19 protein-coding genes are annotated in these 21,156 nt (G+C 60.7%); 1 reads left to right on the forward strand and 18 read right to left on the reverse strand.

Features of this window, described 5'->3' with window-relative positions; all coding sequences use genetic code 11:
- Positions 1–2: 2 nt before the first annotated feature.
- The 8 genes from GMET_RS12110 to asnS form a co-directional block, all read right to left on the reverse strand.
- The gene (locus GMET_RS12110; protein WP_004512495.1) at positions 3–1,166 is read right to left on the reverse strand and encodes an ABC transporter permease; all 1,164 of its coding nucleotides are present in this window, start codon (positions 1,164–1,166) and stop codon (positions 3–5) included.
- The gene (locus tag GMET_RS12115) at positions 1,167–2,324 is read right to left on the reverse strand and encodes an ABC transporter permease (RefSeq protein WP_004512494.1); all 1,158 of its coding nucleotides are present in this window, start codon (positions 2,322–2,324) and stop codon (positions 1,167–1,169) included. It abuts the gene before it with no gap.
- A 3-nt stretch (positions 2,325–2,327) separates the two neighbouring features.
- Positions 2,328–3,023: an ABC transporter ATP-binding protein gene (locus tag GMET_RS12120; protein ID WP_004512493.1), complete on the reverse strand. Its 696-nt coding sequence runs from the start codon at positions 3,021–3,023 to the stop codon at positions 2,328–2,330.
- Positions 3,024–4,238 carry an efflux RND transporter periplasmic adaptor subunit gene (locus tag GMET_RS12125; RefSeq protein WP_004512492.1) on the reverse strand — a complete coding sequence of 405 codons (1,215 nt, stop codon included), beginning with the start codon at positions 4,236–4,238 and terminating at the stop codon, positions 3,024–3,026.
- A 165-nt stretch (positions 4,239–4,403) separates the two neighbouring features.
- Positions 4,404–4,907 carry a type 1 glutamine amidotransferase domain-containing protein gene (locus GMET_RS12130; protein ID WP_004512491.1) on the reverse strand — a complete coding sequence of 168 codons (504 nt, stop codon included), beginning with the start codon at positions 4,905–4,907 and terminating at the stop codon, positions 4,404–4,406.
- A gap of 74 nt (positions 4,908–4,981) precedes the next feature.
- Positions 4,982–5,560 (reverse strand): superoxide dismutase, encoded by a 579-nt coding sequence (locus GMET_RS12135; RefSeq protein ID WP_004512490.1) that lies wholly within the window; start codon positions 5,558–5,560, stop codon positions 4,982–4,984.
- A gap of 121 nt (positions 5,561–5,681) precedes the next feature.
- The gene (locus tag GMET_RS12140) at positions 5,682–5,963 is read right to left on the reverse strand and encodes a DUF503 domain-containing protein (RefSeq protein ID WP_004512489.1); all 282 of its coding nucleotides are present in this window, start codon (positions 5,961–5,963) and stop codon (positions 5,682–5,684) included.
- Between the two features lie 40 nt (positions 5,964–6,003).
- Positions 6,004–7,389: an asparagine--tRNA ligase gene (asnS, locus tag GMET_RS12145; RefSeq protein WP_004512488.1), complete on the reverse strand. Its 1,386-nt coding sequence runs from the start codon at positions 7,387–7,389 to the stop codon at positions 6,004–6,006.
- A 95-nt stretch (positions 7,390–7,484) separates the two neighbouring features.
- On the opposite strand from asnS, the gene GMET_RS12150 reads away from it, so the two are divergent.
- Positions 7,485–7,865 (forward strand): glutaredoxin domain-containing protein, encoded by a 381-nt coding sequence (locus GMET_RS12150; protein WP_004512487.1) that lies wholly within the window; start codon positions 7,485–7,487, stop codon positions 7,863–7,865.
- Positions 7,866–7,957: 92 nt separating this feature from the next.
- Here GMET_RS12150 and GMET_RS12155 read toward each other — a convergent pair whose 3' ends face one another.
- The 10 genes from GMET_RS12155 to GMET_RS12200 form a co-directional block, all read right to left on the reverse strand.
- Entirely contained in the window at positions 7,958–8,338 is a 381-nt protein-coding gene (locus tag GMET_RS12155; RefSeq protein ID WP_004512486.1) for an EamA family transporter, read from the reverse strand.
- Positions 8,331–9,197 (reverse strand): hopanoid biosynthesis-associated protein HpnK, encoded by an 867-nt coding sequence (gene hpnK, locus GMET_RS12160; protein ID WP_004512485.1) that lies wholly within the window; start codon positions 9,195–9,197, stop codon positions 8,331–8,333. The genes GMET_RS12155 and hpnK overlap by 8 nt, the downstream gene beginning before the upstream one ends.
- Before the next feature lie 13 nt (positions 9,198–9,210).
- On the reverse strand, positions 9,211–10,638 hold the full coding sequence (hpnJ, locus tag GMET_RS12165) for a hopanoid biosynthesis associated radical SAM protein HpnJ (protein WP_004512484.1): 1,428 nt from the start codon (positions 10,636–10,638) through the stop codon (positions 9,211–9,213).
- 110 nt (positions 10,639–10,748) lie between these two features.
- Positions 10,749–11,984: an EAL and HDOD domain-containing protein gene (locus GMET_RS12170; protein WP_004512483.1), complete on the reverse strand. Its 1,236-nt coding sequence runs from the start codon at positions 11,982–11,984 to the stop codon at positions 10,749–10,751.
- A 148-nt stretch (positions 11,985–12,132) separates the two neighbouring features.
- Positions 12,133–13,200 carry a protein-glutamate methylesterase/protein-glutamine glutaminase gene (locus GMET_RS12175; RefSeq protein ID WP_004512482.1) on the reverse strand — a complete coding sequence of 356 codons (1,068 nt, stop codon included), beginning with the start codon at positions 13,198–13,200 and terminating at the stop codon, positions 12,133–12,135.
- Positions 13,201–13,235: 35 nt separating this feature from the next.
- Positions 13,236–13,718, reverse strand: a complete 483-nt coding sequence (locus GMET_RS12180; protein WP_004512481.1) for a chemotaxis protein CheD — start codon at positions 13,716–13,718, stop codon at positions 13,236–13,238.
- Positions 13,715–14,584, reverse strand: coding sequence for a CheR family methyltransferase (locus GMET_RS12185; RefSeq protein WP_004512480.1), 870 nt, complete (start codon positions 14,582–14,584; stop codon positions 13,715–13,717). The genes GMET_RS12180 and GMET_RS12185 overlap by 4 nt, the downstream gene beginning before the upstream one ends.
- A gap of 29 nt (positions 14,585–14,613) precedes the next feature.
- Positions 14,614–15,108: a chemotaxis protein CheW gene (locus GMET_RS12190; RefSeq protein WP_004512479.1), complete on the reverse strand. Its 495-nt coding sequence runs from the start codon at positions 15,106–15,108 to the stop codon at positions 14,614–14,616.
- Between the two features lie 362 nt (positions 15,109–15,470).
- Complete coding sequence (locus GMET_RS12195; protein WP_004512478.1) at positions 15,471–18,611, reverse strand: methyl-accepting chemotaxis protein; 3,141 nt, start codon at positions 18,609–18,611, stop codon at positions 15,471–15,473.
- A 294-nt stretch (positions 18,612–18,905) separates the two neighbouring features.
- A complete protein-coding gene (locus GMET_RS12200; RefSeq protein ID WP_011366049.1) occupies positions 18,906–21,128 on the reverse strand; it encodes a methyl-accepting chemotaxis protein in 2,223 nt (740 codons plus the stop codon).
- Positions 21,129–21,156 lie beyond the last annotated feature (28 nt).

The raw sequence follows: 21,156 nt of genomic DNA on the forward strand, positions 1-21,156 counted from the left end.
CGCTACGTCGCCCGCAGCGCATCCACGATATTCATCCGCGCCGCCCGGAAGGCCGGCAGCAATCCCCCCACAAACCCCATGACGAGGGAAAAGATAAGCGACTTGCCGATGATGCCGGGGGTGAGGGAGAAGGTGAAAGCCAGCTCCGAAAAGGTCTGCCAGTTCATGGTGGAGATGGTGACCAGTTGCATGAACGAAGCGAAGAAAAGCCCCACCACCCCGCCCAGGAGCCCCAGGAAGAGCGACTCCAGGATGAAGGCGGCCAGAATGCTCCCCCGCTGGAAGCCCAGGGCCCGCAGGGTGCCTATCTCGGTGACCCGGTTGGCCACGGCGGCGTACATGGTGATCATGGCGCCGATGACCGCCCCGAGGGAGAAGATGATGGTGAGGGTTATCCCGAGAATCCGGAGAAACTTGGCCATGGCCTGGGACTGATCGGCGTAGAAGGTGATCTCCCGCTTCGCTTCCAGGGTCAGGCGCGGGTCGCCCTCGATCCGCTCCTTCACCCTGACGAACTCCGACGGGTCCCGCAACTTGAAGATGATGGAGGAGTAGACGGGCCGGCGGAAGGCCTGCATGAGCTGGTCCACGTCGCCCCATATCTCCGATGAGAAGCCGGTATTGCCGGCCTCGAAGATTCCCACCACGGTCCAGTCCCGCATGCCGAAGCGCAGGGTCTCGCCGATACCTCCCCCCTTGAAGCGCTTGGCAATGCTGGCTCCTGCCATGATCTCGGCCGAGCCGGGGCGCGGCATCCGTCCCTCAATGACTTTCACCTGGGGGCGCATGAGGAGCGATGTGGCACTTACCCCCCGGATAATGACGTTGGAGGGCTTACCACTCCCCCGCTTAGGAAGGCTGATGAGGACCACGATTTCCTTCGCGACAAGACGCTCTCCCCCCTCCACCGCGATCTCGGGCTGAGTTTCCACCACCGCGGCCTGGGAACGGTCGATGCCGCTCTGCACCTCGGTCTGGGCCGACTTGCGGATCACCACCACGTTGTCGTAGGAACCGGTATCCACCAGGGTCTTCCGAAGCCCCTCGGCCAGCATGAGGGTTGCCGCAAAGACAAAGACGACCAGCGCCATGCCTGAGGCGGTAAGGACCGTGGTCAGACGCCGGGTCCAGAGGTTGCGGAAGCTGTAGGAGTAAGGGATGCCCATCTACCCTATCCTCCGCAGGCCATCCGCTATTCCAATGGTCGCCCCTCGCCAGGTGGGGAAGATTCCCGCCACGACCCCCACCACGAGGGCGGCGGCCAGGTCCATCACGATGGTTTGCGGGGCAATGGAGAAGACCGGGAAGAACTGGGAGAGTTCCGTCTCGATCCAGTGGGCCGCCGGAAAGGTGCAGGCAACCCCGGCAATCCCGCCGATCATGGCGATGACAATGGATTCGCCAAAGACCACCCCCGCGATGTGGATCGCCCCGAAGCCGAGGGTTTTCAGGGTGGCGTACTCGGCGATCCGCTCCCGGGCGGTCATGGCCATGGTGTTGGCCGCCACTACCATGATGATGACGATCACCACGTAGGAGACGATCTGGATGGCAACTAGGATCGCCTCGGTCATGGAGACAAAACCCATCTGGAACGCCTTCTCGGTCTCGGTCAGGGTCTCGGCCAGGGAGTTCTTGAAGATGGCATCGATCGCCAGGGAGACCTCCGCCGCCTGTTCCGGCTTGGTGAGGGAGATCATGTAAAACCCCACCTGGTCGGCCCGACGGGCAATGGTCTTCTTGACGGTTTCGTTCAGGTAGTCCCAGTGGAAGAAGAGCTGGGTCTCGTCGGTGTTCTTCTGGGCACCCCGGTAGATCCCCCGGATCACGAAGTCCCACTGGCCGGGAAAGATGGTCCCACGCAGCGTCACCTGATCCCCCACCTTCCAGCCGAAGCGCTCGGCGGTCTTCCGCCCCACGATGCACCCCTTGCGGTCAAGGGCAAAGGCCTTTACCTGAGAGGGGTCGATGACGTACTCGGGGTACATGGCCAGGTAGCTCTTGGGTTCGACGGCGAAGTTGGGGAAAAAGTTCTTCTCGTCCTTGTAGATACCGCCGAACCAGTTCCCCCAGGAGACGTCCTTCACCCCCGGCACCTGGCGGATCCGATCCTTGTAGGATATGGGGAGGGGAAAGACGAGAGAGATGGCATTGCGGGTGATGAGGCGGGAGGCCGACGACGCCTCCACTCCGGCGTACCAGAGATCCACCAGGGTCCGCAGCAGGCCGAAGGCCACGATGGCAATGGCCACCCCCACGATGGTGAGAGTGGTCCGGAGCTTGTGGCGGAAGGCGTTGCGTATAAGGAGCTTGAGGATGAACACGGTCTACCCCGCCCCGTCGGTCAGCTCCCCCTTCTCCAGGTGGAGGAGCCGGTGGGCCTGCTCGGCAGCCCGGGGGTCGTGGGTGACCATGATGATGGTTTTGCCGAAACCGCTGACGAGGCGCTCCATGAGCGCGAGGATCTCCCCGGCCGAGACCCGGTCCAGGTCGCCGGTGGGCTCGTCGGCCACGAGGATCTCCGGGTCGGTGACCATGGCCCGGGCAATGGCGACCCGCTGCTGCTGTCCCCCCGAGAGCTGGGAGGGATAGTGGTCAATCCGGTCGGCGAGCCCCACCAAAGAGAGGACCGTCTCCACATGCTCCCGCCGCTCCCGGCGGGTGAGCCCCGTGAGGAGGAGCGGCAACTCCACGTTCTCGAAGGCGGTCAGCACCGGGATCAGGTTGTAGAACTGGAAGATGAACCCCACGTTGCCGGCCCGCCACGCGGCCAGCTCCGCCTCGGGGAGGGTGCTGATCTCCACCCCGCCAATGGTGATGGTACCGCTGTCGGCCTTGTCGATGCCGGCGATGAGGTTCAGGAGCGTGCTCTTCCCTGACCCCGACGGTCCCATGAGGGCCAGGAACTCCCCCGGCGCGATGTCGAAGGAGATATCCTGAAGCACCGGCACGATCTGCTGGCCCCGCCGGTACGACTTGGAGAGGTTGCGCACGGCAACGATGGGAGGGGTGGTTTCTGCCATCTACTTCTCCGCCGTCTTGATCTTCGTCCCGTCCTTGAGCTTATCCAGGGGCTTGAGGGCGATCTTGTCGCCCGGCTTGGCGCCGGCGGTTATCTCCAGCATCTCGCCGATCTTCGCGCCCACGGTGACTGGCGTTTCCGCCACCCGGCCACCCTTCACGAGAAAGAGCACCTTCCGCCCTCCCCGCTCCACTACCGCAGCGGGGTTCACCGCCGTCTTGGGCTTTTCCTCGCCCGGCGCCACGAGATGCTCCAGAAAAGCCACCTTGGCGCTCATCTCCGGCAGTATCCGCGGGTCGAGCTTCTCGAAGCGGACCTTCACGAGCACTGTCGCCTTGGAGCGGTCGGCGGTGGGGACCACCATGTGGACCCTCCCCTTAAAGCGCACTTCGGGAAGGGCATCCAGCTGTATCTCGCACGGTTGCCCGACCTTTACCGTCTCCAGGTTCGATTCGGAGACATCGGCCTCCACCTGGAGGGAGCCGAGGTCGGCAATGGTGACCACCGCGGCCTTGGCGTTGGCCGCGGCGCCGATGGGGGTGACGATATCGCCGATATCGGCGTTCTTGGTAAGGACCACGGCGTCGAAGGGGGCACGGATGAAGGAGTATTCCAGATTCACCTGGGCACCCCTGAGGGCCGCCTCGGAAGCGACGATGGAGGCACTGGCCCCGGTCACTGCCGCCTTTGCCCGGCGGTAGCGGGCCTCGGCGGAATCGTACTCGGCCTTGGCGACAATCCCCTCCTTCAGGAGTTGTTTCTCCCGCTCAAAGGCCAGGGTAGCATCGGTGAGCTCGGCCTTGGCCTGGTCGAGGCTCGCCCGGGAAGTTTTCACGGTGGCGGCGGCCTGATCCCTGGCTGCCGCGGCATCGAGGTTTTCCAGGCGGGCGAGGATTTCGCCCTGTTTCACGCGGCTCCCCTCCTCCACTCCCAGCCAGTCAAGCCGACCGGTCACCTTGGCGGCCACGGCGGCCTTGCGCTGGGCCACCACATAACCGCTGGCGTTCAGGAGTGTGTAGGCCTGGGAAGGGTAGACCTGGGTCACGGTGCCCGTTTCCACGGTTACCGCCGGCGAAAGGACGCCGCTCACGAAGAGGATCAGGAGCACAACCACCGCCACAGCTGCCACAATCCAGAAGCGCGGCCGGCGCCGGCCTCCCGAACGGGCAAGGGCGCCCTTGTCGATCTTCAGCTTTCCCAGGTCTTCGTTGGCCATAGAGTTCTCCGGGGAGGATTCATGTGAAAGTTTGCTACGCGGCAATGACGTAAGAGCATAGCATTAGTAACCCATGGTGTGAAGAGGGGAAGAGGCCACAAAAAAGCCGGTCGGGACGGACTCCCTTCCGGCTTTCCTGTAAAGTGTCGGCCCGAACAGAACATCCTATCCCTTGAGCTTCTTCATGAGCTCGCGCATGAAGGCGGGGATGTCCGACGGCTGCCGTGAGGTGATCAGGTTGCCATCCACCACCACCTCGCTGTCCTCGTAGAGGGCACCGGCCCCCCGCATTTCGTCGGCCACGGACTGGTAGCAGGTGGCCCGCCGTCCCGACAGGAGACCGGCACTGATAAGGATCTGGGGGCCATGGCAGATGGCGGCAACGGGCTTGTTATGGGCAAAGAAGCTGCGGCAGATCTCCAGGGCGGCGGGTTCCTTTCGGACGGCAGCCGGCGCCTTCCCGCCCGGAAGGACAAGGAGGGCATACCCCTCGGGATTCACCTCCGCGAGAGACTTGTCCGCCTGCACCTCGTAGCCGTGCTTCCCCGTGATGGTTCCGCGGTGGATTGATGCAATGTCCACCGGGATCCCCTCCTCCAGCAGGCGGTAGTAGGGGGCGAGAAGTTCGGAGTCCTCAAACTGGTCGACGCTGATGATGAGTGCTTTCATGGCTTTTCCTCCCTGAAAACGGCGTAGGGGCAATTCACGAATTGCCCCTACGTTACATCCCGTATTGTGCCTGGTTACTTCAGCCGCGCCTCGGCAGCCTTCCAGTCGATGTTCCTGAAGAAGGCCTCGATATAGTCGGCCCGCTTGAGCCCGTAGTCGAGCATGAAGGCATGCTCGAACACATCCATGATCAGGATCGGCGCGCACCCGGCCGGATGGGCCACGTCATGCTCGTTGATCCAGAAGTTCATCAGGCGGCCTGAGGCCGAATCCTGGTAGAGAACCGCCCAGCCGATGCCGCGCATGGCGCCGGTGGCCCGGAAGTCCTTCTCCCACGCCTCGACGCTCCCGAAATCGGCGGCCATTTTGGCGGCCAGCTTCCCGGCCTGGTCGATGCCCCCCTTACCCCCCAGGTTCTCGAAGTAGAACTCGTGGAGCCGCATGCCGTTGAACTCCCACCCCAGGCGGCGCTTGAGCTCCGCATACTCGGGGGCTGCGGTGTTGCCCGCCTTGAGCATCCCGTCGAGAATGTCGAGCACCTTGTTGGTGTTGGTGACATAACCCTGGTACAGGGTGAAATGGTTTTTCAGGAGCGCTTCGCTGAAGCCCTCCATGCCGAGCAGTTTCGCGTAATCCTTAGCTTCATAGGCCATGACTCTTCCTCCTTGGGGATCGTGAAATATCTTCCGGTGCCGTGGGGCACGGACATAAACTTATCACGTATCCGGCAAAGGTCAAGACAAAAAGGATAAATATAGTCCTTTTTGTCCCGTTTCAGCATTCCTCGATGAGAGATGCGACGACCTCCACATCGGGCCGCTCCTCGGCGATCCACTCTTCGACCCGGTCCAGGAGATGCCGGACCCGGGCGCGGTCTCCGCCCACGGTCACGAAAGCAATGACCGTCTCGCCGTGGACATCCTGGAGATCCACCTCGGCGGCGGCGACATTGAAGTTCTGCCGCGCCCGGGCGATAAGGCTCTTCACGATCCCCCGCTTTCCCTTGAGGGAATCGGTCGGCAGAAAGATGTGGAAGCGGGCGGAGAAGACGAACATGTGCATGCTCCAAAAACAAACAACGAGGATTTCTTCGTTTTCAAAATTCCGCGTGGCGAGGGGTGCGGGGGAACGGAATCACGTCGCGGATGTTCTCCATGCCGGTGAGGTACATGATGAGCCGCTCGAAGCCGAGACCGAAACCGGCGTGGGGGGTGGAGCCCCAGCGGCGGGAGTCGAGATACCACCAGAGCCCCTCGGGATTGACCCCCACCTCGGCCATGCGCCCTTCGAGGACAGGGAGCCGTTCCTCCCGCTGGCTCCCGCCGATGATCTCACCCACCTTGGGGACGAGAAGATCCATGGCGGCCACGGTCTTGTTGTCGTCGTTCACCCGCATGTAGAACGCCTTGATGTGCTTGGGGTAGTTGATAACAAAGACCGGTCCCCCCACCACCTGCTCGGTGAGATAGCGCTCATGCTCGGTCTGGAGGTCGAGCCCCCACTCCACGGGGTACTCGAATGTCACGGTCGCCTTCTTGAGGCGCTCGATGGCCTCGCCGTACTCCATGATGGCGAAGGAGGAGTTCGCCACCTGCTCCACCCGGGCAATGAGTCCCTTGTCGATGTGGTCGTTGAAGAACGCCATATCCTCCCCGCAGGCGTCAAGGACATGGCGGCAGAGGTAGCGGAAGAACTCCTCGGCCAGGGCTGCGTCAGCCATGAGATCGGCAAAGGCCATCTCGGGCTCGATCATCCAGAACTCGGCGGCGTGGCGGGGGGTGTTGGAGTTCTCGGCCCGGAAGGTGGGGCCAAAGGTATAAATATCGCTGAAGGCCTGGGCGAAAAGCTCCCCCTCAAGCTGGCCGCTCACGGTGAGCCCCGCCTGGGCGGCGAAGAAGTCGCGGCTGAAGTCAACCTCCCCCTCCAGAAGCGGTGGAGCGGCCGGATCAAGGGTGGTGACCCGAAACATCTCCCCTGCCCCCTCGCAGTCACTGGTGGTGATGATGGGGGTGTGGACATAGAGGAATCCCCGCTCGGCAAAGAAGCGGTGCACCGCCTGGGCCACGGAGGAGCGGACCCGGAAAACCGCCCCGAAGGTGTTGGAACGGGGGCGGAGGTGGGCGATACTCCGCAGGTACTCGAAGGAGTGACGCTTTTTCTGGAGGGGATAGCTCTCGTCGGCGAGGCCGATCACCGCCACCTCATCGGCGTGGAGCTCATAGCACTGGCCGCTGGCCGGCGAATCCACGAGACGCCCCCGGACCGCCACGGCGGCGCCGGTGCCAATGGCGCAGACATCGGCAAAAGTGGCAAGCCCTGGCTCGGCCACCACCTGGAGATTGGCGAAGCAGGAGCCGTCGTTCAGGGCCAGGAAGGCGACCTCTTTCCCTGTCCGGATGGTCCTCACCCACCCTTTTACCATTATCTCATTCCCCAGCCCTTCGCCGGCCAGGGCGTTCCGGATACGTATGCGTGCGCTCATGGTGCTGCTCCCCGTGGATATTTGACTTGGCGCGCCTCTCCGGTATAGTTCAGAAAAGGCGACAGCCCAATTGTACAGCAAAGGAGAACCGAGTCATGAAGAAAATATCCGCCCTCATCCCCCTTCTCATGCTCTCCCTGGCTGCAGTGTCAGGCCAGGCGGCGGAAGCCCCGGCTGCCGGCCAGAGCAAAATCGACGCCGTGGCAACGAAACAGCAGGCCTATCCGAAGGTCGTCCTCTACTCGGTTGCCTGGTGCCCCCACTGCAAGGAGGCGAAGGAATACTTCACGCGGAACAACATCCCCTTCATCAACAAGGACGTGGAGTTGGACGAGAAGGCCATGGACGAGCTGACCAAGACGTACAAGAGCCAGGGGGTTCCTGTCATCGTCATCGGCGACGACAAGAAGGTGCTGAAGGGGTTCAACCCCGAGCTATTCGAGAAGGCGGTCAAGGACATTCAGTCGAAGAAATAGGCGTCGCACCTTGCCAAATGAAAAAAGGGAGCCAATCACGGCTCCCTTTTTTTCTTTCCGGTCCCTGGACACGGTTTCCTGATTCCCGTCTGTCACTGGGCTCCGCTCTTGGTGATGAGCATGACGCCGACGCAGACCAGGATGGTGCCGGTCCAGCGAAGGGGCGAGACGGTCTCGCCAAGGAACCATTGGGAGAGGAACGCCACGAGGACGTAGTTGAGGGCCTGCATGGGGAGGGCCACGGAGAGGTCTTCCCAGGAGAGGACCGCCAGCCAGAGGAAGAAGAAGATCGCCAGCATGGCGGTGCCGATGATCAGCTTCGGCGTAGTGAGGGCCTGGATGGCCACGTTGAGGATCCCGCGCAGGTTCATGGCCGAGATATCCCCCATCTCCTTCATCCCCTTGGCGAGGAGGATGTCGCCGATGGTGCCGGCCGAGACGGCCATAAGCATGATGATAAACGTTTTAAGCATACGTCTTGACCTCGCCCCGGTAGTTTTTGAGCCCAATGCCCAGCTCTTTCAGGCGCCCCTTCACCCGGCTGCTCGTGAGGGCCGCCAGTTCCTCCTCATGCCGGTAGTCGGGCATGCGCCGGGTGATTTCGGTGCAGGGGAGGCAACCGGGGTGGAAGTAGATCTCCGTGGTCCCCTCCTCCAGCGTCTCAAGGGCCTTGAGGAGGTACGACTCGGTCATCCGCCCCGAGCTGAGGAGCCCCTTCACTTCCCCCGTATAGCCGATGCCAAACCGATCCAGGACGGGACGGCAGCGATTGGCCAGCTTCGAGAAGATGAAGGCGTCCGTTGCCTTGCCGAAGAGGCGCGAGCGGTCGATGGCCAGGTTGGAACGGAGATTTTCCCGGCTGAGGCGGAAGGTGGTGATGCCGTACTTGGGCATGAGCTCGCAGAGGATGTCGAAGACCACCGGGTGCATGTGGATGTTCAGGTGGCCGTCGATGTGAGACAGGGGAATGCCGGTCTGGAGGAAGCCCTCGATCTGGGCCTCGATCTCCCGGTGGAGCTGCTTGCGGAATGGCTTGATGAAATAGTAGCGCATCCCCGCATGGACCGGATCGTCAGTGAAAAGCCCCTTGGCGTCACAGATCCGGGGAAATTTGGGATGCTCCCCCACGGCCCGACCCTGGACGAGGGTGAGATGGAGTCCCACCTGGAGCCCCGGGTTGGCCTTGGCCAGGTGCACCGCCTCGTGGAAAGCATCCGCCCCGACCATGAGGGAGGCGGAGGTGAGGATACCCTCCTGCCAGGCCTTGATGACCGCTTTGTTGACGCCGTCGGAGAGGCCGAAGTCGTCGGCATTGATGATGAGTTCTTTCATGGGATGGCAGCCGTCAGCAGGATGATCCGGCAGCTTTCCGCTTCCGCATGTACTCCAGGTACTGCTTCCCTTCCTTCAGGAGCTTCTTCCGCTCCTCGCCGTCCACGATCATCTTCATGATGCTGCGGCCGATGTACTTGGGACGGAAGTAGAACTTGTTGTAGAAGAGCTCCACCGCGTCGAAGATCTCCTTGTTGGAGAGGTGAGGATAGTTGATGACGCACATCTGGTGGCCGGTGTCGTCGATATAGGCCTCGGAGGCGATCCACCCTTCCTGCCGGCAGAGATCCCAGAACTCGGTGCCGGGGTACGGCGAGGCCAGTGACGCCTGGATGGAGTTGAGGTCCAGGGCCTTGGCGTACTCGATGGTCTCGCGGATGGTGTCGCGGGTCTCGCCAGGGAGCCCCATGATGAAGGCGCCGTGGACGGAAAGGCCGAGCTTCTTGCAATTTCTCGTGAACTCGATGGCCTGCTCCTTGGTGACCCCCTTCTTGATGTTCTTCAGGATCTGCTCGTTGCCGGTCTCGTACCCCACCACCACGTGGCGGAGACCTGCCTCGCGCATGATCTTGAGGGTTTCGTAGTCGCAGTTTGCCCGGGCATTGATGGTCCAGGAAATCCCCAGGGGCTTCAGCTTGGCCGCCACTTCGCGGGCGTGTTTGCGGTCGGCGGTGAAGGTGTCGTCGTCAAAGGAGAGCTCCCGCATCTCGGGGATGTTGTCGACGATCCACTTCACCTCTTCGTAGACGTTCTGGGGCGAGCGGGTCCGCATGGCCCGGCCCGAGAAGGTCTGGGGCCAGAGGCAGTAGATGCACTTGGAGGGGCAGCCACGGCTGGAGTAGATGGAGACGTAGGGGTTCTTGAAGTGGGGTATGACGTATTCCGCAATGGGAAGATCCCGCTTGTAAACCGGAGCCACGAAGGGGAGCGCGTCCAGGTCTTGGATCGGCGGGCGGTCCGGGGTGTGGTGGATCTTCCCGTCCTTCCAGAAGCTGATCCCGTCCACTTTTGCCCACTCGCGGCCCTCGCAGAGTTCCTTGGTGGTGTAATCGAATTCGCCGCGGCAGACGATGTCGATGACCCCTTCGCCCTGGCGCAGCGTCTCCTCGGGGAGAACGGAAACGTGGGGGCCCGTGAGGACCGTAACCGTGGCCGGCTTCTGCTCCTTGACGCGGCGGGCGGTGGCGATGTCGAGGGCCAGGGTCGGCGTGGAGGTGTACATCACCACCATGTCGAAATCACGGGCAATGGCCAGGCAGTCGTCGATGGTGAAACGTTGCACCGGCGCGTCCACCACCCGGGAGCCGTCGATCATCCCGGCGGGGAAGCAGAGCCACGTGGGGTACCAGAAGGAGGTCACCTCCCGGGATGCCTGGTAGCGGGCGCCGGCTCCGCCGTCGAAATCTTCGTAGGTGGGTGGATTGAGAAACAGAGGCTTCATGGCAAATCTCCCGAAAAAACGGATACCTTCACGGGGGCTTGCCCCATGAACAAACCGGCAGTATGAAGGGATGCCGACGGAAAGTCAAGGATGGAGGGGTAATGACCCAATCAGACGGCGTCGTCCATGCCGTTGACCCAGTTGCAGGCTGCCAGCTGGACAGGGGCAAGGTTCGCCATGGAAAGGCTGAAGCGTTCGATGAGGGGCGAAATCGCGCTGAAATCATCCCTCTCGATTTTTTCCACCAGCTGGAGGAGGATGCCCAACTCCCCCTCGCGGGCCAGGAGCGCCTGCCGGACATCCTCGTTCAGATTGAGGGGGGACACCACCTCTTCGATGGGCATTTTGAGCAGCGCATCGGCAAGGGAAAGGATGCCGGTCATGAAGGCCCGGTCGGGATATTCGCGGTCATAGAGCACGGTGGGCTGCTCCGAGATGATGAGCTCCATGAGGCGGGCCCTGGTTGCGGCCATAACGAGGAGCGGGTTATCGCCCACCGCCTGGGCGGTGTTGGCGAAAAGCGCCATCATGGCCCAGCGGCGCAGCTGGTGGTAGCCGAGCACCATGATCGCATGGCGCATGCTGGTGATCCTGCTTTTGAGCCCCACGGAGACGGAGTTCACCAGCCGGAGGAGGTTGATGATCAGGTTCGGGTGCTGCTTGAAGGTACTTTCCAGCTCGTCGATATCCACCTCGGCCACGAGCTGGTTGAAGAGCTTGATGATGGCGAGACGCCCCACGTCGACGCGGGTACGGGTCAGCACCACGGGACGGGCGAAGTAGTACCCCTGGAAGTAGGTGAAACCGAGGGCCTCGCACTGCTCGTACTGCTCGTAGGTCTCCACCTTCTCGGCCAGAAGCTTCGGCTTCCAGTGCCTGAACGTCTCTAGTTCGGACTGCAACCGCTCCATGCCGGTACGCATCAGATCAACCTTGATGACATCGACAATCTCGTAGAGGGGTTCGTAGACCGGCGCGTAGACATGGTCGTCAAGGGCGATCGAAAACCCCTTCTCCTTCAGCTCGCGGCAGCGGTTTATGACCGTTTCGGTTATGGGAACGTGCTCCAGAAGCTCGATGACCACTTTTTCCGGGGGAAGGAGTTCGAGGGCCTCGCTCATGAGGACATCGGCATTGACGTTGATGAACCCCTTGTGCTTGCCGAGGATTTCGCGGAGGCCGAAACTGGAGAGGGCATCGAAGATGACGCTGGCGCTGGCCTGGAGATAATCGGTGACATTGGCGTGAAGGGTATCGGCCGAACGGAAGAGGAGTTCGAAACCGTAAAGCTTCTGCTCGCGATCAAGAATCGGCTGGCGGCCGAGGAAAAACTTTTCTTCTGCCATAAAAAAAACTCCGTGCGGAGAGAATGCAACGACAACTCACGAACCAGCATACTACCGGGCGGCAGCAAGTGGCAAGATAGCAAGTAGCGAGATGGCGAAATAGTTTATTTCTCCCTCGCTCCCTAACTATCTCGCTCCCTCGCCATTCCTACCCGCAGAGCCGCAGCACTTCCCGGGCGATGGTATCCAGGGGGATAACCCGGTCGGCCCCTCCCCGCTTGATGGCCTCGTTGGGCATGCCGAAAACGATGCAGGTGGCTTCGTCCTGGGCGATGGTGACGGCGCCGGCATCCCTCATCTCCTTCATGCCGCTGGCGCCGTCGTCCCCCATGCCGGTCATGATGACCCCCACGGCGTTCTTGCCGGCGTAGCGGGCCGCCGAGCGGAAGAGGACGTCGACGGAGGGGCGGTGGCGGGAGACCAGCGGCCCGTCCTTGATCTCCACGTAGTAGCGGGCGCCGCTCCGCTTGAGGAGCGTGTGCCGGTTGCCGGGGGCGATGAGGGCCCTCCCCCGCATGACCGTGTCGTTGTCGGCCGCCTCCTTCACCGTGATGCGGCAGATGCCGTCAAGCCGCTGGGCAAAGGCCCGGGTGAATCCCTCGGGCATGTGCTGCACGATGACAATAGGAGGGGAATCCGCCGGGAGCGCTTCAAGGAAGACCCGCAGCGCCTCGGTGCCGCCGGTGGAAGCCCCCACGACCACCACCTTCTCGGTAGTCTGGATCATGGCCTTCGAGCCCGGCTTTTCCAGGATCACATCGGCGGAGAGCTTGGGAGCAATCTCCTTGCCGGTACGCGGCGTAATCTTGCGGAGCCTGGCCTGGCTCGCCGCCTTCACCGCGTCGCAGATCCTGACCCGCGACTCCTCCAGGAACTGCTTGGTGCCGAGCTTCGGTTTCTGGATGATCTCCACCGCCCCGTATTCCAAGGCCTTGACAGCCGTTTCCGAACCGCTCTCGGTGAGGGTCGAGCACATGACCACCGGGATGGGGTGCTGGCTCATGATTTTCTTGAGGAAGGTGATGCCGTCCATGCGCGGCATCTCGACGTCGAGGGTGATGACATCGGGGACCTGCTCCCGCATCCGCTCCGCGGCGATGAAGGGATCGGCCGCCGGCGCCATGACCTCGATATGGGGGTCCGAGGCGAGGATGTCGGCCATGGTCTGCCGCACTACAGCCGAATCGTCAACGATGAGCACCTTGATTTTCTTCATGACGTTCCCTGGTTTATGGAGTTTCCACGCCCCGTTTATTCTGCTCCGCCTCCCCGGCGGAGGCGCTTCAGAAAGACTTCGCCGGTGTGGGTCACAAAAAAAAGCTTCCGCCCCCGCGTTCCCCCAACGTCCTTGGCGGCAACCGTCAGCCCATTGGCAGCCAGGACCAGGGTGGCAATCTCCACGTTGCGCCGCCCTACCCCCACCCTGTTTCCTCCCGCGCCGATTATGTCGGCGCCGCCGAACACCTTCACCTCGAGGCGTTGGCGACTAACACCCTGGGCCGCAAACATTTCGAGCATGAGAAGGATGGAGGAATCGACATAACGGAAGGCGTCGGAACGGGGCCCCTCGGGGAGCAGCGCATGACAGATGGCGGCGGTGCCGCTGAGGCGATCGAACATGGTGACCGATACGCACGAGCCGAGGACCGTGGTCACGACAGCAGGGGTTGCGGCAAAATGCAACTCTCCCGGTTTCAGATACACCTTCGGAAGATCGGGCGCAATGGCTGTCATGGCGGTTTCCGATAGATGGTGGAGGCCACCTGGACCAGGGGGACATCGAGCCCCGACAGGGTTTCAGAGTGCCCCATGAAGAGGTATCCACCGGGGATCAGATGGCGGCAGAACTTATTGAGAAGCCGCTCCTGGGTCCGCTTGTCGAAGTAGATAATGACATTGCGGCAGAAGATGATGTCCATGGGCTCCCGCAGGCCAAAATCGTCGTCCATGAAATTGAGCCTGCGGAACCTGATGCGGCCGCGCAACTCGGGGATGACACGCACGAGCCCCTTCTGTCCATCCTTCCCCCGGAGAAGGTACTTCCGCTTGAGGGGAAGGGAGACCGGCTCGACCCGCTCCTCCTCGTAGATGGCCAGCTTCGCCTTGTCAAGGACGGTGGTGCAGATGTCGGTGGCGAGGATACTGTAGGAAAACCCCTGGTTCTGTTCGGCGAATTCCGCAAGAACCATGGCGAGGGTGTAGGGCTCCTCGCCGCTGGAGCACCCCGCGCTCCAGAGGGAGAGCCCCTTGCGGAAACCGGCCCCCCGCGATTCCGCCAGGTCAGGGAGGGCCTTTCCCACCAGATAGTCGAAATGGGCCGGCTCGCGGAAAAAATCGGTTTTGTTGGTGGTGACCACGTCAATGAGGTGGACGAGCTCCAGCCCTGCCCCCTCGCGGCTGAAGATGAAATCGGCGTAGTCCTGAAACCCCCTCAGGCCCAGTGCCCTGAGCCGTTTCTGGAGCCGCGCCTCCAGCATCGTCTTCTTGGCCGGCGGCATCTTGATGCCACACTGGTCATAGATGAACTCGGCGAATCGCGAGAACTCCCGGTCGCTCATGGCCGCCGTGGCAAGGCGGTTGTCAGTGGCAGAATTGAGCATAAATAGGATCTGGTCCCTGGTCCCGGCCTCTACGCCGCCTCTCCCGCCACGACGCCGGCAGTGGCAATCTCATCGCTGGTGAAGGTACGGTCGATGTCGAGGATCATGATGAACTGCCCATCATGTTTCCCCATCCCCAGGATGAAGTCGGTGTTGAGCTTGGTCCCGATCCGGGGAGCCGGCTCAATCTGCTCGGGCTCCAGCTCGAAGACCTCCTGCACCGAGTCGGCCAGGGCACCGATAATAATGGTCTCGCCCTCGTGGTTCACTTCCACGACAATGATGCAGGTATTGACGGTCTTCTCCGTCACGGGCATGCCGAACTTGAGCCGCATGTCCATGACAGGCACCACGCTCCCCCGCAGATTGATGACCCCGCGCATGAAATCGGGGGTCTGGGGAACCTTCGTAATGGTTGTGAACTCGAGGATCTCGCGCACCTTCGCCACATCCACGGCAAAGATCTCCTCCGCCAGCTTGAAGGTCAGATACTGCCGTGTTTCCGTTATTGCCGCAACGCTCATGGTAACCTCCTCGTGGGGTTGTACTTTGGGGGCTAGGCGCATGCGGCCCGCCCCGAACCTTCGCTTATAGGATACATATCGGCAAAAAATGAAAATTCTTTAGCAGTTCAGGAATTGCCTGATCTGTAATTCCACGATTTCTTACTTAAAGCAAATCGGCCACAAAAAAATCTTAATACAAATATACCAATAATCAACAAACGCCATATTGCAAGGCAACAATGCAGCATCATTAAACATGCCTTGTCAAACTAACACAACGCACTGTAACTTCATGAAAAATACAAACAGTGTTTAATAACAGCCCCTCCTGCATAGTGCGGGAGGGGCTGCCATTGCGATATTATGAACAGCTGCAGAAATCAGAACTTTTCGAATTCAGCGTCCATGGCGTCACTGTTTTCCATTTCGAACGCATACCCTTTGGCAGTGCCAGGAGCGAGTTTTCCCGAATGGCCATTGTCGGCTGCAATATGGCCGACCTGGACCCGGTTTCGGGTTTTTGCCAGCTTGGATGCGGGGTTGCGGCTACCCTCATTCTTGAGCCTGAAAAAACTGATAGTTGACTGGAGTTGCTCTGCCTGGGCCGAGAGTTCTTCGGCAGTGGAGGCCATCTCCTCGGCGGCGCCGGCGTTCTGCTGGATCACCTGGTCCAGCTGCTGGATCGCCTTATTGATCTGTTCGGCGCCGGTATCCTGCTCACGGCTCGCAGCGCTGATTTCCTGGACAAGCTCAGCGGTCCGCTGGATATCGGGGACCATCCGCCCCAGCATCTCGCCGGCCCGTTCCGCAACCTCGACACTGGCTGACGACAGCTGGCTGATCTCCCCGGCTGCCTTCTGGCTCCGCTCGGCGAGCTTTCTCACCTCGGCGGCCACCACCGCAAAGCCTTTGCCGTGCTCGCCGGCCCGGGCCGCCTCGATGGCGGCGTTGAGAGCCAGGAGGTTCGTTTGTCGGGCAATCTCCTCGATGATGCTGATTTTCCCTGCGATATCCTTCATGGCGACCACGGTCTCGGCCACCGCCTCCCCCCCGGCCTTGGCATCCGCGGCGCTCTTCATGGCGATTTTTTCGGTCTGGGCAGCATTATCGGCATTCTGCCGAATGTTAGAACTCATTTCCTCCATGCTTGAGGAGGCCTCTTCGGCTGCCGCTGCCTGCTCGGTGGCCCCCTGGCTCATCTCCTCGGAGCCAGAGCTCATCTGGGCCGATCCGGACGCAACGTTGTCGGCAGCAGTCTTGACCTCGGTCACAACGGCGGTCAACTGCCTGACCATTTCCGACAAAGCCTGCATCAATTCATCGGCTTCCGAACGCTGGGTGAGCTCCACGGTTAGATTGCCGGCCGCAACTTCTTTTGCGGCCGTGACCATGGAACGAGTCGCCGCCACCAGTGAGTTTATGTTACGCGCAATTTCGGAGAAGGTTTTGTGGACAGATTCGGTATCCCCGTCGGCCGGAGCCGGTTCGATATGGATATTCACATCGCCTTGAGCCAGTTTGACAAGGGTACCGGTCAGCTTTGCCGCCTCGGCATTCTGGTAATCGGCAACTTTTTGGGCGGTGCGGGCGGCTTTCTTGACCGCCGTCTGGTCGGTGACCACCTCAAAGGCGCCGATGATCTTGCCGGCGGTATCCCGGATCGGCACGCCGGTGTAGGAAATATCGAGATCAAGCCCCGCCACGGGGTGAGCGTCGGTCTCGCTGCTCGAAACCTGTCCGTCACGGATGGCGCGGCCGCAGGCGCACTTGTCGGTCTTGCAGTCGGAGGTTTTGAAGTGATCGTAACACTTGCGGCCAATTACCTCCTGCTGTGTCCTCCCCCCCACCTTGGCACCCAGCTCGTTCATATAGAGGATCGAAAAATCGTTATCGACGATCATGGCGGGAGCGGGCATCGCGTCGAGGAACCCAACGAGCCGGTCGATGGTCTCGTTGACCCCTTCCACAACCTTCCGGTATTCGCCCTGGTGCTTTGCCGCATCTGCACGATGGGTGAGACGCCCTTCGACGGCTGCCTTCGCGAGTCCGGCTGTGTCGGACACGAGGGCGTTGACCGCATTGACACACGTGTTCATCGCATTGCCGAGAGCAAGGAACGTATCGTGAACCTCCCTGGTCTCGGCGTCACCGGGAGCGGCATCGATCCGGAAGCCGGCATCCCCTTGCGCCAGCCTTGAAAGGCCGTCCACGAGCTTTTCAGTCTCGGATTTCTGGTAGTCGGCCACCTTCTCGGCAAGGCGCGCCGCTTTCTTGACCGCCGTCTGGTCGGTGACAACCTCGAAGGCGCCGATGACCTTGCCGGCTGCATCCCGAATCGGCACGCCGCTGTAGGAGATATCGAGATCGAGCCCTGCCATGGGATGGGCGTCGGTCTCGCTGCTTGAGACCTGGCCGTCCCGAATTGCCCGGCCACAGGCACACCTCTCGGTCCTGCAGTCAGAGGTCTTGAAGTGGTCGTAGCACTTGCGGCCGATCACTTCCTTCTGGGTCTTTCCCCCCACCTTGGCGCCCAGTTCGTTCATATAGAGGATCGAGAAGTCGTTGTCGATGATCATGGCCGGCGCCGGCATCGCATCGAGGAACCCCACGAGCCGGTCGAAGACTCCATTCAGGCCTTCAACTATCCTGCGGTACTCTCCCTGGTGTTTCGACACATCCGCCCGATGGGTGAGCCGCCCTTCGACAGCCGCGGCATTGAGTGAACCGGCATCGGCGGCAAGAGCATTGATCGCCGCCACCATCCGCGCCATGGAGGCCTGTAGCATGCCGGTCTCGTTCGTGGCCTCGCTATCGAGCTTCACATCCAGGTTCCCCGCGGCAATGCTGTCGGCAGCGGCCATGCATTCACGGATCGGCCGGGAGATGGAACGGGCGATGACAAGCCCCAGAAATCCGCCCAAGAGGACACCAAAAATCGTCAGAATGATGACCGTGAGCTGTGCCCGTTTACCCGCGGTCACCCCCTGGACGCCAAGCTTTTCCACCGCCGCGCGATGGTACTGGACCAGCTCGTCGACACCTTTCATGTATGCCGTCTGCCGATCCCTCACGGTAGTTATCAGAAGCACCTTGGCCTGGGCGTACTTGCCGGCCTTGATATCCGCAATGACAGTTGCGAGAGCCTCACGATACACTTTCAGTTCGTCAGTTACAGTCTTAAGCTTTCCCTTCTCTTCGTCGCTCTTTTCCGTTTTTTCTAGGGCTACGACGATCTCTTCCGACTTCTGGAAGGCCTCCTGAATCCGGTCCAGTTCTTTCTGTTTCTGAACCGGGTCATCCAGGAGAATGGCATTGCGAACCGCACGGGCGACGATATTTGCTTGGTTCACCATCTCGTGGGCCTGAACGGTCTTGGGGAATTTCTCCTCGGAGATTATGGCGAGGTCGTTATCAATGAGGTGTGTCTGGAAGTATGTCACCACCCCCAGCACAATCATGACGGCCAGGATTGCGGCAAAGCCCGCCCAGAGTTTTGATGCAATCTTCAGGTTTTTAAACATAAATCCTCCTTTGATACCGTTCGAACTCCATCGGGCAGAGCGTGGGATTTAAGCCATCGGCATTCTTGCTTTTATTAAATACCACTATCCTTTTCGGCACAATTTACCGATAAATTAGCTATTATTTTCAAACAGGGCTCTAATACAGAGATATGACCTCCGCTCTTGATCCTCTCTCGGCTATCGGGTGACCGGAATCACTAATAATTTTCTCTCTTCTCTCCATCTCTAAATAACAGCCCCTCCCGAATGCCACAGGAGGGGCTGCATTGCGCTTGTATGACGCAGCCGCGATCAGAACTTTTCGAATTCGGTGTCCATGGAGTCACCACTACCCATATCATATGAAATTCCACCAACCGCCAAGGGAGGCTGATCCCCGCGGTTTTTGGCAGGGAGCGCAGCATTGCCGGCGTCCATATGCCCGACATGGATCCGTTTTGCGGCCCTCGTCAGCCTGGCTTCGGGTCTCCTTCGTTCCTCGTCACCAATCCGGAAAAAGCCAATGGTTGTCTGGAGTTGTTCCGCCTGGCTGGCCAGCTCCTCTGAGGTAGAGGACATTTCTTCGCTGGCCGAGGCGTTCTGCTGAATAACGGTATCGAGCTGCTGAATCGCCTTATTGATCTGCTCGGCCCCGGTGTCCTGCTCACGGCAGGCCGCGCTGATCTCCTGCACCAGTTCCGCCGTTCGCTGGATGTCGGGAACGATGGTTGCCAGCAGTTCCCCGGCCCTGACCGCCACCTCGACACTGGATGAGGAGAGCTCACTGATTTCGCCGGCAGCCCGCTGACTCCGCTCGGCCAGCTTGCGCACCTCCGAGGCGACCACCGCGAAACCCTTGCCGTGCTCACCTGCGCGCGCCGCCTCGATAGCCGCGTTGAGCGCCAGCAGGTTCGTTTGCCGGGCAATCTCCTCGATGATGGATATCTTGCCGGCGATATCTTTCATGGCTTGCACTGTGTTGCCTACAGCCTTTCCCCCCTCGATGGCATCGGCAGCGGACTTCGTGGCAATCCGCTCGGTCTGGGTGGCGTTGTCGGCGTTCTGACGGATGTTCGCAGCCATCTGCTCCATGCTGCTGGAAGCCTCTTCGGCAGCTGCAGCTTGCTCGGTGGCCCCCTGGCTCATCTCCTCGGACGTGGAGGAGAGCTGCTGGCTCCCCGACCCAACATTATCGGCAGCCGAGACAATGTCTCTCACCACGTCGCGCAGCCGGGCCACCATGGAGGCCAATGCACGCATCAGCTCATCCTGTGCGGAGCGTTCCCGAACCTCAACCATCAGATTACCGCCGGCAATCTCCTGGGCCAGCTTCGTTACGGCGTTCATGGAATCGATGAGGCTGTTCAGGTTTTTCTTTATCTCATTGAAATCACCCTTGTACTCCTCGCTGATCCGCTCGGGGATATCCCCACGGCTGATGCGGTCGAGGGAGACGGCCGTCATGTGGATTGGAGCGACAAAGGCCTCGATGAGCCGGTTGATTCCGGCCACCAGATCGCGCCACCCGCCGTCGAATGATGTGGCGTCCCCCCGTTGGTCCAGTTTGCCGTCCTGAACAGATGTAACAAGGTGTTCTGTCTCCCTTTGAAGGTTGTTGAGGGTGGCCAGCATTCGGCCAAGGTTGCGGGCAAGGATGTCCTGCTCGGAACGGACTTCCACCACCTTGACCGACAGATCGCCTCCGGCCACCTTCTCGGCGGCGTTGGCCAGGACCCGCATGCTTTCCACCATGTTCTTCATGGAGGAGAGGAGCTGGCCGGTTTCGTCGGTACGGTCCACGTCGATAGCAACCGAAAGGTCTCCCACGGCGAGGGCATTGGACACCGCCACCGCCTTCTGCAGCGGCAGCGTAATGCTGCGGGTCAGAATGAATGCCAGAATTATTGCCAGAACAATGGATATGGCACTCACGGATATAAGGAGCATCTGTGCCTTGCCGGCAAGCGCATTGGCCTCTTTGACCATCTCTTCCATCCGCTTTTCGGAGCCCTTTGCAAAATCATTGACGCCGGCCTCGAAGCGGTGGGCCTCATCCTTCACGTCGCCGATGGCCTTATTGGCATCGGTGGTCGTCTTGATCTCGCCCGCCTTGATCTTCTCATGCACCTTTTTGAAGCCATTGGCATAGCCGAGCAGGTCTTTTTTGAGCCCGGCCACAACTTCCTTTTCCTTTGTTGAATCATAGTCAGTCTTTGACAGCCCCTTTTCGATAGCATCGACGCGTGCCATTATGTGCTCAAATGTTTCATCCCACTTCTTTCGGTATTCCTCCGTTTTCTGGACGTTGCCAATATTGATGTACAGGTCCTTTTCGTAGCGGCGCAGCATATTGACGTTGGCACGGGCACGCTGACCGGAAATGACCATATCGGCATCCACCTTTATGGCATCATCCATCGTGGCCTTGAGTTGCCTCGTGGACCAAAGGCCCGTCCCCCCGACAACCAAAAGAAACAGCGTCAACAAACCGAAGCCAATTGCCAACTTGATACCGATTTTCTGATTCTTCAACACGGGGCACCTCTCTTTACTCATGAAGCGG

Origin of the sequence: Geobacter metallireducens GS-15, assembly GCF_000012925.1 — a bacterium.
Taxonomy (GTDB): Bacteria; Desulfobacterota; Desulfuromonadia; order Geobacterales; family Geobacteraceae; genus Geobacter; species Geobacter metallireducens.